The 12,444-nt window shown below is 65.5% G+C and carries 9 protein-coding genes; 2 read left to right on the top strand and 7 right to left on the bottom strand.

The window, feature by feature from the left end:
• The first annotated feature begins 113 nt into the window (after window positions 1–113).
• On the top strand, window positions 114–914 hold the full coding sequence (locus tag HOP53_RS10630) for a TraX family protein (RefSeq protein ID WP_234270015.1): 801 nt from the start codon (window positions 114–116) through the stop codon (window positions 912–914).
• A 16-nt stretch (window positions 915–930) separates the two neighbouring features.
• Here HOP53_RS10630 and HOP53_RS10625 read toward each other — a convergent pair whose 3' ends face one another.
• The 3 genes from HOP53_RS10625 to HOP53_RS10615 form a co-directional block, all read right to left on the bottom strand.
• On the bottom strand, window positions 931–3,276 hold the full coding sequence (locus HOP53_RS10625; RefSeq protein WP_234270014.1) for a putative bifunctional diguanylate cyclase/phosphodiesterase: 2,346 nt from the start codon (window positions 3,274–3,276) through the stop codon (window positions 931–933).
• Window positions 3,277–3,420: 144 nt separating this feature from the next.
• Window positions 3,421–4,254: a cytochrome b5 domain-containing protein gene (locus HOP53_RS10620; RefSeq protein ID WP_234270013.1), complete on the bottom strand. Its 834-nt coding sequence runs from the start codon at window positions 4,252–4,254 to the stop codon at window positions 3,421–3,423.
• Window positions 4,251–5,543: a ferredoxin reductase family protein gene (locus tag HOP53_RS10615; RefSeq protein WP_234270012.1), complete on the bottom strand. Its 1,293-nt coding sequence runs from the start codon at window positions 5,541–5,543 to the stop codon at window positions 4,251–4,253. The genes HOP53_RS10620 and HOP53_RS10615 overlap by 4 nt, the downstream gene beginning before the upstream one ends.
• A 255-nt stretch (window positions 5,544–5,798) precedes the next feature.
• Between HOP53_RS10615 and HOP53_RS10610 the strand changes: the two genes are divergently transcribed.
• Complete coding sequence (locus tag HOP53_RS10610) at window positions 5,799–7,814, top strand: PhoX family protein (protein WP_234270011.1); 2,016 nt, start codon at window positions 5,799–5,801, stop codon at window positions 7,812–7,814.
• 268 nt (window positions 7,815–8,082) lie between these two features.
• Here HOP53_RS10610 and HOP53_RS10605 read toward each other — a convergent pair whose 3' ends face one another.
• From HOP53_RS10605 to HOP53_RS10590, 4 genes are all read right to left on the bottom strand, one after another.
• Window positions 8,083–9,222, bottom strand: coding sequence for a 5-(carboxyamino)imidazole ribonucleotide synthase (locus HOP53_RS10605; protein ID WP_234270010.1), 1,140 nt, complete (start codon window positions 9,220–9,222; stop codon window positions 8,083–8,085).
• 40 nt (window positions 9,223–9,262) lie between these two features.
• Window positions 9,263–9,772, bottom strand: coding sequence for a 5-(carboxyamino)imidazole ribonucleotide mutase (purE, locus tag HOP53_RS10600; RefSeq protein ID WP_234270009.1), 510 nt, complete (start codon window positions 9,770–9,772; stop codon window positions 9,263–9,265).
• 121 nt (window positions 9,773–9,893) lie between these two features.
• A complete protein-coding gene (locus HOP53_RS10595) occupies window positions 9,894–11,915 on the bottom strand; it encodes a TRAP transporter permease (protein WP_234270008.1) in 2,022 nt (673 codons plus the stop codon).
• A 9-nt stretch (window positions 11,916–11,924) separates the two neighbouring features.
• A complete protein-coding gene (locus HOP53_RS10590) occupies window positions 11,925–12,377 on the bottom strand; it encodes a DUF1850 domain-containing protein (protein WP_234270007.1) in 453 nt (150 codons plus the stop codon).
• Window positions 12,378–12,444: the final 67 nt, after the last annotated feature.

Below are 12,444 nucleotides of genomic sequence, written 5' to 3'. Positions count from 1 at the left end.
TTCCAGTGGAACTCTACCGGTGCGACTCGGTCACAGGGGATTGTTATCTTTACCGTTTCTTCATCACCGACTTATTCACCATCGACTCACTCATCATCGACAAGGAGGTCAGGATGACCGTACAGGCCGCTTCCGGCGCGGCGCCGGATCGCCCCGTATCCACCTGGACAGGCTGGGGGCAGTGGCTGGCTCTCGCCACCATGACCGTCGATCACCTGACCCGCTATGTCTTCCCCAGCGCCTGGGAACTCGGCTGGGCCGGCTCTTCGATCGGCCGTATCGCCTTCCCGCTGTTCGCCGCCATGGTCGCCTGGCATGGTCTGTTCAATACCCGCAACCCGCTGCGCTACGCACGGCGCATCCTGATCATCGGCATCGCCGCCCAGCTGCCCTACATGATGATGCCGCGGGCCTCGGACGCCTTCATTCTCAATGTCTGCTTCACCCTGGCGCTGGGGCTGGCCTGGGGCGCCTGGCTGCGCGATCTCCTCGAACGCCACCGCAGCGGCAGCCTGGGCAGCATCTGGCTGGGGACGGCAATAGCCGCCAGTCTGGTCATCTGGTACCTGCTCGGTGACTGGGTCGAATACGGCCACCGCGGCCTGCTGCTGATCCCCTTGTTCATGCTCGCCATGCATCACCTGCACGGTGCCGGAGAAAGCTTGGTCGAACGCCTGCAGGCGGTATCGCTGGCGGCTCCCGTGCTGATCGTGGCAGGCCTGATGAACAGTTCCGACATGGCCAAGTCGTTTACCGTGGCCACCTGCCTCGCCGTGCTGTGGCTGGCCGCCGGCGCCCACCGCCTGACACCCGGCGTGCCCCTGGCCATGCCCCGTCGGCTGTGGCTGACCTGGTATCCGGGACATTTCGCCCTGATCGCACTGTTGCTCTGGGCCAGCGGCGCGCTGGGCTGAGCCGGCCATTCAGAGCCTAGCCCTCGCCGACCTCGGTCTCGACTTCACTGCCGGTAAGCAGCGCTTCGAACGCTTCGACGCTCATGGGGCGGTGGAAATGGTAGCCCTGGAAGAGCCGGCAGCCCCGTGCCAGCAGGTACTCCTGCTGCGCCCGATTCTCTACCCCTTCCGCCACCACGTCGATGCCCAGGTGCTGGGCCATGGCCAATACCGTTTCCACGATGGCGGCATCGCTGCCATCGGTATCTAGGTTGCTGACGAAGCTGCGGTCGATCTTGAGTTCATCCAGCGGCAGCGACTTCAGGTAGGAGAGCGACGAGAAACCGGTCCCGAAGTCGTCCAGCGCCAGATGCACGCCCAGCCGCTTGAGCGCCTGCATGCGCTCGACGGCGTCCTCCAAGCCATCGATCATGATGCTCTCGGTCAGCTCGACCACCAAACGGGACGGATCGATACCGTGGGTGCCGGTTACCCAGGTGACTCCCTCGACGAAGCCGGGCTGGCTGAAGTGGCGCACGCTGATGTTGACCGACAGGCGCGGGAGAGACTCCACCGGCAGGCGTGCCAACAGCTTGCAGCAGCGATCCAGCATCCAGGTCTCCAGCTCGACGATCAGATCGCTCTCCTCGGCGATGGCAATGAATACCTCAGGCGAGACCCAACCGTGCCGAGGGTGCTGCCAGCGCATTAGCGCCTCCCCGCCGATGACCCGCTCGTGCTCATCGAGCTGAGGCTGGATAGCGATACTCAGGCGGTCCTCGGCCAGCGCACGACGCAGTGCCTGTTCCATCTCCAGGCGCCAGCTGAGCTGCGTCTGCATGGAGGGCTCATAGCCGCAGATCTGGGCACGCCCCTTGAGCTTGGCCTGATACATGGCGGTGTCGGCATGGCGCAGAACATCGCCGACGTCTTCATCCCCCAACGGAAAGAGGGTGTAGCCGATACTGGGCGTCACGCTGATCCGCTGTCCCCCCAGGTCGTAGGTGCGGCGAAGGGTCGACAGTAGGCGCTCGGCCCGGTGCTCGGCTCGCCCGAGTTCGGCATCGCGATCGGTACTCAGGGCCGGCATCAGCACGACGAACTCATCGCCGCTGAGCCTCGCCGCCATGGCGTCGTTATCGAGGCTCAGCAGCAGGCGCTTGCTGACCTGGCGCAGCAGTTCGTCGCCCACCGCATGGCCCAGCGTATCGTTGATGATCTTGAAGCGATCCAGGTCGAGAAACATCACCAGCCCCACGCGTCCATCGTCGCGACGATCGCGAATGGTCGAGGCCAGTGTCTCGATCAGCAGGCGACGATTGGGGAGCTCGGTCAGAGGGTCGAAGTAAGCCTGGCGATGAATGGTCTCTTCCGCCAGCTTGCGTTCGGTGAAATCCTCGATGATGCCGACGCCGCCCACCACCTCGTCCGATTCGTTACGCAGCGCACTGTAGAAGGCCCGCAGCGGTGTCTGCTTGCTGCTGAACATGTTGCGATAGGTACCCTCGAAGTACCCGGTCCCGCTCTCCAGGGCATCGCGTATCGCCCTGGTCACTCGTCCATCCTCGAGCTGGGTCAGCAGGTTCATGCCCAGCAGACGCGTTCGACTTGTCCCTAGGATGTCGAGGCACATCTCGTTACAGTCGACCACCCGACCGTCGCGGTCAAAGTGCATGACGCCAAGAGGCGTATGGCGAAAGATGGCGCGATAGCGCGCCTCGCTGACACGCAGCTGCTGTTCGCGGGAAGTGACGACCAGGCGCAGGGAGATGTTGTCGGTGATATTGCGATGCAACCGGCGGCTGGTCACCAGCACCAGGCCAAGGAGCAGAACGACCATGGCCGAGAGCAATAGCGCCAGAGAACCTCCATGCGCCAGCAGCTGGCCCAACAGAGGCACCAGGACGACCAGCACGTATGCCGGTGCAATCCACGCCACCGAGGAGAGCGTGGTGACTCCTCCTGCTGCAATACCCGTCAACACGATGGCAAGCGCCGCCAACTGGCCGTGATGCTCCATGGTGAACATTATCAGGCCGGCCGCACCCCACAGCAGGCCGGCGAGGGTGGCACCCCAGGCAAAGCGGTAGAGCCAACGCCGTCGACGGCGTTCCTCCTCCGGCTGGCGGTGATACCGCCAGGCCAGCCACAAGCGTCCGCCGGAGACGAGCGTCATCGCCGCCAGCCAGCCGAGCAGCTGGCCGTGCGGCATGACCGGCCACATGGCCGCCACCAGCAGGCACGCCGCCAGTACACTGGTCAATAACGGCTGCCACAAACGCTCATAGAGCAGACGCACCTGCTCATGAGCCAACTGGCGGCGATGAGAGAGATCCAGCCCGACCTTAAGTTCGGGTGGCTTGTCCTGAAGCGGGAGGGGCATGCCTGCGTCCGAGTCTATTTTTATTTCTCTTTGCTATCTTTACTTGATACCGCCGTATTAAGCGAGCCGTCTCCTCAACGCAATCCCTTGCGACTTTAGTTCGCGCCGGCTCGCAGATTACGCTGACGTCCCTCCCCCACGGGCCTAGGGCCAGGCGTACACGCCCCGGTTCAAGGCATCGCGAATGGCCGAGATCACCTTGGCACCGCGCAACGTCGCACCGCTGTAGCCATCGATGTCATCCACCAGCGACGCGGGTTCGTAGAGCGCGAATATGCGGGTGATCGGAGCCCCCTCCAGACGCTCGGCGATCTGGCGGTGCTGCAGCATCACCGGATAGAGCTCATCGCCCTCTTCCAGGGCCAGATAGTCCACGCCGCGATATGCCAGATAGCGATAGGCCAGCGACTCGATGTGTCCATCCCGCAAATCGAAGGTGATGTTGACCTGGATGCTGCCGCGGTCGATGAAGACACCGCGATAGTGTCCGTCGAGCGGCAGTCCCAGCAAGGCACGCGCCAGACGCTCGTCCTGGGCCGGCGACGTCGCCTCCTCGGCCTGCCTCTCCGGCATGGCCCCGGTGGGCTCGCCCGGCCCGGGCTCGAGCGGCTCACCGGTGTCATCCACCAGCCGCCCGATCAGGTAACGCTCGAGCATCGCCTCGGCCCTGGGGCTGTGAGGAACGCCGGGACGCTTGTTGTCCCAGCCCTCGGTAGACTCCCGACCGCACCATTCGAGCAGGACCTCTTCTTCGGTGGGATGATCGGGCACATAGTCGGTGATGTCGTAGACCCGGCCGTGAATGGCCTTCCAGCAGCTCTCGGCACTGTCGTGCTCGGCCAGCTCCGCCAGGGTGATGGACTCCAGGCCGGCATCGTCCCTGTCTTCGCGTTCGCTTTCGGAAAGCGCATTGACGGAGACCAGAGTGAGCAGGCTGGCCACGAAGGCGATGAAAGCCGAATAAGCGATCTTGTTCATAGGAAATCGAAGACCTCGCTGTGAATGCGTGATACGGGAATGCCCTGCTCGATCAATAGCCGCTGTAGGTAGGCGTTCATGCCGGGCGGGCCACAGAGATAGATCTCTCGTTCGACGAAGTCGGGGCAGTGTTCACGCAGGAACGCCTCGGTGAGAGGCCCCCGATCGCGATAGTAGTGCTGTGTATAATCGAACCCCTCGATGCGCTCGGCTATTTCGCAGAACTCCTCGCGGTAGTAGGCGCGGTCCGGGCTGTTGGCCAGATAGAACAGATGTACGTGCCCGTCGGGAACGGATCCGGCGCCCAGATTACGGGCACCGGCAGCGAACGGCGTGATGCCGATCCCACCGCCGAGCCACAGCATGTCGCGCTGCGGGAAGCGCCGCTCGAAGAACTCTCCGTAGGGGCCTTCGATCAATACCCGCGTTTCCGGTGTCACCGTCTGCAGGGCGCGGCTGGCATCGCCCAGATCCTTGATGCCGATGCGCAGCCGCGAATCCGAGGGCGCCGAAGCGATGGTGTAGGGGTGCTCCTCACCGCGTCCGGCAGCGAGCCGCTCGTCCAGCGGGGTGAGATAGACGAACTGCCCCACCTCATGGCGAATACCACTCTCCTCGGGGCGCAGCACCAGCTCGACCACGCCGCGGGCCAGCGGTACCACCTGCTCGATGCGGTAGGGATGGCGCCGCTGCGGCGCCACGCCCTTGCGCCAGGCAATGGCGCCCAGCCCGGCAATGCCGAGCAGCCACCACGGCCAGGCCTCTCCGGCCAGCAGCAAGGCATGCCACAGCCCCAGCAGCAGCGCCACCGCCGAAACCAGATGCAGGCGCTTCCAGCGCTGATAATGGGGCTTGCCGAAGAAGTCGAAGGTTGGCGCCAGAAACACCACCATCGCCACCCAGGCCAGCCAACCGAGCCATATCGCGGCCTGGGAAGGTGGCGGGAACAGCGTGGCCACCGCAGCATCCAGAGATGCCGGAACCGCCGCCAGACCCAGGGCCAGTATGTGGACCATCACCAGGATGAAAGCGGCGAAGCCCAGCCAGTGATGCAGGCGCCAGAGCCGTGCCAGCCCGCCGAAAGGTCTGTCGAAGCCCGGCACCCGGCAGCTCACCAGCCCGGCCAGCAGCATCATGGCCAGCCCCAGGATGCCCGTGGCACGACCGACCCAGGTCAACCACAGCTCGGGCGGCCCACCAGGCCCACCCAGGCGCGGCAGCGCCACTGCCAACGGCAGCAACAGTGCCGCGATCAGGCCGATGTCGCCCGGCCTCGGCAGTCGTCGCATCGCCTCCCCCCCCCCCAGATTGCTGATATCAGTGTCGCCTAATGGCCCCAAGCTTCAAGAGCGGTGGCCGTTTGTTCGCACTAGATTGATCCATGTCAGGCTGTGAGTCTGCGCGTCATCGAAGCGCCACCAACCGGTCATGCCGCTGTAACGCCCAGTCGCCACTCTCTTCGGGCGAAGACCCACTAGCTTCGGGCGAAGACCCACTAGCCTTTGGCAAGCGCCATGCAGCCTGCCCCCAGGAGAGACAAATTCATGACTAAGCCCCATCTCCCCGGTCACGTCGACCCCATTCTGGCCGCCGGCGACGAGCCGACGAGCAACGCCTCCGGCAACGCCTATTTCGGCGATATCCTGGAAGCCCGCATGAGCCGCCGCACGCTGCTGCGCGGAAGCCTGGCTGCCGCCATCGCCGGCGCCATGGCCACCAGCCTGCCCTTCGGTCGCGCCCTGGCCGCCGGGAGCTCGTCGCCAAGCATCGGCTTCAAGGCGATCCCCATCGGCACCGGTGACAGCGTGGTAGTGCCGGAAGGCTACCGGGTGCAGACCTTCATTCCCTGGGGCACGCCGATCAGCGGCAACATGCCGGCCTTCTCGCTGGACGCCAGCGGCGAGGATCAGGCTCACCAGATCGGCAGTCACCATGACGGCATGCACTTCTTCGCCATCGACGGCAGTTCCCGCGACGGCCTGCTGGTGCTCAACCACGAATACGTCGAGCCACGCTTCCTGCACGGTGCGGCGGCCGGGCTGGCGCTGGACGCCGACGGCTTCCCGCAGCACGAGGACGGTTCCCGCGATGCCGACCAGGTGCGCAAGGAGCTCAACGCCCACGGCGTCTCGGTGGTACGGGTGCGCCAGGGCGACGACGGCCAGTGGCAGGTGGTGGAGGATCGCCTCAACCGCCGGGTCACCGGCCTCACACCGATGCAACTGGCCGGGCCGGTGGCAGGCACCGAGCACGTGGTAACGAAGTACAGCCCCGACGGCAGCATGACCCGCGGCACCCTGAACAACTGCGCCCACGGCGTCACGCCGTGGAACACCTATCTGGCTGCCGAGGAGAACTGGGCCGGCTACTTCGCCAACGAAGATGTCGAGATCGACCGTCGCCAGAGCCGCTACGGCATCGAGACACGCGCCGAAGGCCGCTATCAATGGCACCGTGCCCAGGGCGGTGCCGACGAATTCGTGCGCTTCGATGCCACTTCCCGTGGCGCCTCGCCCAGCGAGGACTACCGCAACGAGCCCCATGCCTTCGGCTACATGGTGGAGATCGACCCCTTCGATCCGGAGAGCACGCCGGTCAAGCGCACCCACCTGGGCCGCTTCGCCCACGAGGGGGTGATCTTCGCCCCGGCAGTGGAAGGTCAGCCGGTGGTGGCCTACTCCGGCGACGACGCCCGCTTCGAGTACATCTACAAGTTCGTCTCGGCTCGCCCCTATCAGGCCGCCAGCGCCGATGGCTCGCTGCTCGACGAGGGCACCCTCTACGTCGCCAGGTTCAACGACGACGGCAGCGGCGAGTGGCTGGCCCTGGCCCCGGGCCAGAACGGTCTGACGCCGGAGAACGGCTTCGCCGACCTGGCCGACATCCTGGTCAACACCCGCAGTGCCGCCGACCACGTCGGCGCGACCAAGATGGACCGCCCCGAGTGGGGCGCCGTCGACCCCGCCAACGGCCAGGTCTACTTCACCCTGACAAACAACACTCGCCGCAGCGAGGAGCAGGTCGACGCCGCCAACCCGCGCGCCGAGAACCACTTCGGTCATATTATTCGCTGGCAGGAGGACGGCACCCACGCCGCCGAGCGCTTCGAGTGGGATATCTTCGTTCTTGCCGGGGATCAGGAGAGCGGTCGCGACATGGCCGGTGAGCCGCTGGGCCAGGAGGCGATCTTCGCCAGCCCCGACGGGCTGTGGATCGATCCGGATCGCCGCGTGTGGATCCAGACCGACATCAGCGAGTCGGTGATGAACACCGGTATCCACGAGGTGTTCGGCAACAACCAGATGCTGGTCGCCAACCCCGAGACCGGCGAGATCCGTCGCTTCCTCACCGGCCCCATCGGTCAGGAGATCACCGGGGTGATCACCACTCCCGACCAGCGCACCATGTTCGTCAACGTGCAGCACCCCGGCGCCACCACCAGCACCGAGGCGTTCGCCGCAGGCGAGTCGGTCAGCCACTGGCCGGACGGCGGTAGCGCCATTCCGCGTTCGGCGACGCTGGTCATTACCCGAGAGGACGGCGGTATCATCGGCGCCTAGGACAAATACCTGCGCGAGCGAATCGCTGCGTTGCGCGGTGCCGAAGCGTCGGACCGGCGAATCCTCACATATACCCCATATGCTCCGGTTGACTCGCAGCCTTCGGCTTCTCGCCCCTTCGGGGCCAGCCTACGGCTGTTTGTCGCTTCGCTCGGTACTGTGCTCCGTGCGCCTTACGCTTCATCTCGCTCGGTGATTTGTATGGCCTACCGGCAAAAAACAGCGGGCCCCGCCAATGGCGGGGCCCGCTGCGTTGTGTCTTGCCGTGTTACAGGTTGCCCTGGCGGAACGCGTCCTCGAAGCTGAAGTGCGCCTCCGGCGCCTCCGGCAGCAGCCAGGCGCAGGCGTGCACTTTCTCCAGCAGTTCGCCGTGGGTCGGTGCCAGCAGGTTGACGTGGGCGAGCTTGCGCCCGGGGCGCTCGCTCTTGTCGTAGCGGTGCAGATGGGCATCACTGATGGCGAGTATCGCTGCCGGGTCGCCCTCCTGGCCGATCACGTTGACCATGCAGGTCGGCATGCGGGCCGAGGTGTCGCCCAGGGGCAGGCCCTGGATCGCGCGCAGATGGTTCTCGAACTGGCTGGTCACCGCGCCATCCATGGTCCAGTGGCCGGAGTTGTGCACGCGGGGCGCCATCTCGTTGGCCAGCAGCTTGCCGTCACGGGTCTGGAACAGCTCCAGGGTCAGCACACCGACGTAGTCGAGCTCGTCGAGCAGCGCGCGAATGTAGCCATCGGCGGTCTGCTGTACTGCCTCGTCGAGGTCCGGCATCGGCGCCAGCGAGTAACGCAGGATGCCGTCCACGTGCAGGTTCTCGGCCATGGGGTAGAAGGCCATCTCGCCCTGGCGGCCGCGTACGGCGATGATCGACACCTCGCGCACGAAGTCGACGAAGGCCTCGACGATCAGCTTGGGGTGATTGATCGAACGCCAGGCCTCGGCCGCCTCGGCCGGGTCACGCAGCACCGCCTGGCCCTTGCCGTCGTAGCCTTCGGTGACCGACTTGGCCACCACCGGGGTGCCCAGCTCGCGGGCCGCCGCTTCCAGTGCCTCGGCGCTCTCGACGATGCGGTAGGCTGGAGTGGGAATGCCCAAGCGGTCGAACAGCACCTTCTCCTCGGCGCGGTTCTGGCAGATGCGGATCGCCTCGCTCGAGGGATAGACCGGCTTGACCTCCTCGATGGCCTGCACCAGCGCCACGGGCAGGTGCTCGAACTCGTAGGTCACCAGGTCGACCTTGGCCAGGAAGTCGTCGAGCAGGTGATGCTGATCGGTGTAGATCATGACATCACCGATCCCGGCGCTGGGGTGACCGGTAGTGTCGAGGAAGGTGAAGCGGTTGGCCAGCGGGTAGCCGGCCAGAGCCAGCATGCGGCCGAGCTGGCCGGCACCGAGTACGCCGATATTCATGTCGCTCTCTCCTCTCGCTGGCTCATGCGGGTTCGCCGACTCATTCGTCTGCGGGCCGGGGATCGGGGTTGTCGAGCACCGTCTGGGTCTGCTCGGCTCGAAACGCCTCCACGGCGGCACGCACCTTGGCATCCTGCAGACCGACGATCTGCGCTGCCAGCAGGCCGGCGTTGGTCGCCCCGGCCTTGCCGATGGCCAGCGTGCCCACGGCGATACCGCCCGGCATCTGCACGATGGAGAGCAGCGAGTCGAGGCCCTTGAGCGTCTTGGACTCTACCGGCACGCCCAGCACCGGGAGCGCCGTCTGTGAGGCCACCATGCCCGGCAGATGGGCGGCCCCACCGGCACCGGCGACGATCACCTGCAGACCGCGCTCGGTGGCACTCTTGGCATAGTCGAACAGCAGATCCGGAGTGCGATGCGCCGAGACCACGCGGGTCTCGTAGGCCACGCCCAGGCGTTCGAGCATCGCCACGGCGTGCTCCATGACCGGCCAGTCGGATTTCGACCCCATGATCACGCCTACGCGTGGCTGCTCGCTGGATGACATTTTGCGGTTCCCCGTGATGCGGCTGGTTGGCGAAGGGCAGGTATTCTAACGGCGCCCGCAGGCGCCGTCATCTTGACCAATCGGGCAAGCGACCGCCCGCTCGCGCAGGCGGACCCCACCGTCACGTCGTCCCGGCTCCGGCCGAGTGAATTTCACGCCGGCTGGCCAGCCAGTTGGCGCCGATGGCCACTATCATCACCACCACCCCCACGGCCTCCATCAGGAAGTTGGGATAGAACACCGCCACGATGGCCCCCGAAATGGCGATACGCGGCAGCCACGACATGCGCGTGAAGAGATAGCCCTCCAGCGCCGCGGCAAAGGCACCAAGCGCCAGTATCGCGATCAGCCCGTTCCAGGCCAGGATGTGCAGCGGGCCGCCCATGATGATCTCCGGGTTGAAGACCATGAACATCGGGATCAGATAGAGCCCCTTGGCGAACTTCCACGCCTGCACGCCGGTCGCCATCGGCTTGGAGCCGGCAATGGCCGCCCCGGCGAAGCCGGCCAAGGCTATCGGTGGCGTGACGTTGGAATCCTGGGAGTACCAGAACACCACCAGGTGAGCGATCAGCAGCGGGATACCGAACTCGGCGGTCAGGGCCGGGCCCACCAGCACGATCAGCACGATGTAGCTGGCGGTGACCGGCAGCCCCATGCCCAAGATCAAGCTGGCCAGCAGCACCATCAGCAGCGCCAGCACGATGTTGCCGCCGGAGAAGGCCATCATCATGGCGGAGAACTTGAGCCCCAGGCCGGTGAGACCCACCACGCCGACGATGATGCCGGCCACGGCACAGGCCAGGGAAACCGACACGGCGTTGCGCGCCCCCAACTCCAGCCCCTCGATCAGCTTGACGAAACCGGCCCAGATCACACGTCCGGTGCTGGCCAGGGTGACGGGCTGACCTTGCCTCGGCGCGACGAACAGGAACCAGATCGCATAGCGCAGCGCGGCCACGGCAACCATGGTCACCACCGCGTAGAAGCCCACTCGCATTGGCGACATGTGCATCGCCAATAGCCACACCAGTACCGCCAGTGGCAGCAGGAAGTGCCAGCCCTCGCGCAGCACGTCGCGCATCTGCGGCAGCTCGCTCCTGGGCAGACCCTGCATGCCCTGCTTGAGAGCGATGATGTGCACGAACAGATAGACGGTGGCGAAATACATGATCGCCGGCAGGATGCTCACCTTGACCACATCTAGATAAGGCGTGTTGGTGTACTCGGCGATCAGGAAGGCACCGGCCCCCATCAAGGGCGGCATGATCTGACCGCCGGTGGAAGCCGCGGCCTCGATGCCGCCGGCCTGATGCGGCTTGTAGCCCAGACGCTTCATCAAGGGGATGGTGAAGGCGCCGGTGGTCACCACGTTGGCGATGGCGCTGCCGGAGATCGAGCCCATGCCCGCGGAGGCGATGACCGCGGCCTTGGCCGGGCCGCCGCGCTGGCGGCCGGTGGCAGCGTAGGCCATGTCGATGAAGAACTTGCCGGCGCCGGTACTCTCGAGGAAGGCGCCGAACAGCACGAAGACGAAGATGAAGGTGGCCGCCACCCCCAGCGGCAGGCCGAAGATGCCCTCCTGCCCCAGGTAAAGCTGCCCCACCACCCGGTCGAGGTTGTAGCCGCGGTGCTCGAGAATGCCGGGCATGAACTGGCCCAACCACGGCAGCTCGCCGCGCGGGCCGGCAAAGGCGTAGAGAATGGCGATCACACCGATGATGGTCATGCCCAGGCCTACCGCACGGCGGCTGGCCTCGAGCACCGTAACCACGGCAATGCAGCCGACGATGATGTCGGTCTGGCTCCAGAACCCGGCGCGGCGGATGATTTCATCCAGGTAGAGCACCATGTAACCACCGGTGATCAGGGCCCCGGCGAAGAAGGCCGCATCGATCAGCCAGCCCAGCACGCCGCGTTTGCGGTGGGGGCCGAACACCGGAAAGATCAAAAACGCCAGCATCATGATCAGCATCAGGTGGACGCTGCGCTGGTAGAACAGCCCCAGCGGCTGAATGCCGGCGGAGTATAACTGGAACAGCGAAAGCCCCACGGCGACCAGGGTGATCAACCACAGGATCGGTCGGGGCTGAATGGCATTGCCACCGGGTACGGTGACGGGCGGGTTGGCAGATTCGCTCATGCGCGCCTCTCAGGGGGTGGTGTCAGGGGTGCGCAGGTGGATCGTCACCCGCTCGCCGGCCGCCAATTCGCTCAGGCTGATCCGACGTCCCTCATGCAGCAGTCTATGGTCGACTCTGGCAGAGCCGACCCTCAATCGATAGCGGTTGCCGGGCACCGGTTCGTCGATGTCCTCGATCCAGTAGCCGCCCTGGCCGTCGGAGACCTGACGGCCCCGACCCGGCACATGGCCCAGCCCGGCGGCAAAGTCGGGCTGGTGGCTACGCTCGAGTACCATGTTCCCTTGGTGATGGCGATAGCAGTCCTGCACGCGAATACCGGTCACGGAGTGATTCCACTCCATGCACCAGCGCTCGCCTTCCGGCATCGGCAGCGAGACCAGTGCCTGGCCGTGATCGTCGAGCACTTCCAGATGCGAGGCATCGGCCCAGACCGCCGTGCTCGCGGCACATAGTGTCAGCACGCAGAAAGTCGCCGGCCCGAGGGCTCGGCGACTCCTGCGCAGGTTCGCAGCAAGCATCATGGATGCC

It is taken from the genome of Billgrantia ethanolica (genome assembly GCF_021404305.1).
In the GTDB taxonomy this organism is placed as follows: Bacteria; Pseudomonadota; Gammaproteobacteria; order Pseudomonadales; family Halomonadaceae; genus Halomonas; species Halomonas ethanolica.
This window is presented reverse-complemented; position numbering and strand designations above follow the sequence as displayed.

Excerpts from the sequence above, each read along its gene's own strand:
- HOP53_RS10630 (WP_234270015.1), top strand. The coding sequence starts at position 114 with ATGACCGTACAGGCCGCTTCCGGCGCGGCGCCGGATCGCCCCGTATCC.
- HOP53_RS10605 (WP_234270010.1), bottom strand. The coding sequence starts at position 9,222 with ATGAATATCGGCGTACTCGGTGCCGGCCAGCTCGGCCGCATGCTGGCT.
- HOP53_RS10615 (WP_234270012.1), bottom strand. The coding sequence starts at position 5,543 with ATGCGACGACTGCCGAGGCCGGGCGACATCGGCCTGATCGCGGCACTG.
- HOP53_RS10595 (WP_234270008.1), bottom strand. The coding sequence starts at position 11,915 with ATGAGCGAATCTGCCAACCCGCCCGTCACCGTACCCGGTGGCAATGCC.
- HOP53_RS10620 (WP_234270013.1), bottom strand. The coding sequence starts at position 4,254 with ATGAACAAGATCGCTTATTCGGCTTTCATCGCCTTCGTGGCCAGCCTG.
- purE (WP_234270009.1), bottom strand. The coding sequence starts at position 9,772 with ATGTCATCCAGCGAGCAGCCACGCGTAGGCGTGATCATGGGGTCGAAA.
- HOP53_RS10625 (WP_234270014.1), bottom strand. The coding sequence starts at position 3,276 with ATGCCCCTCCCGCTTCAGGACAAGCCACCCGAACTTAAGGTCGGGCTG.
- HOP53_RS10610 (WP_234270011.1), top strand. The coding sequence starts at position 5,799 with ATGACTAAGCCCCATCTCCCCGGTCACGTCGACCCCATTCTGGCCGCC.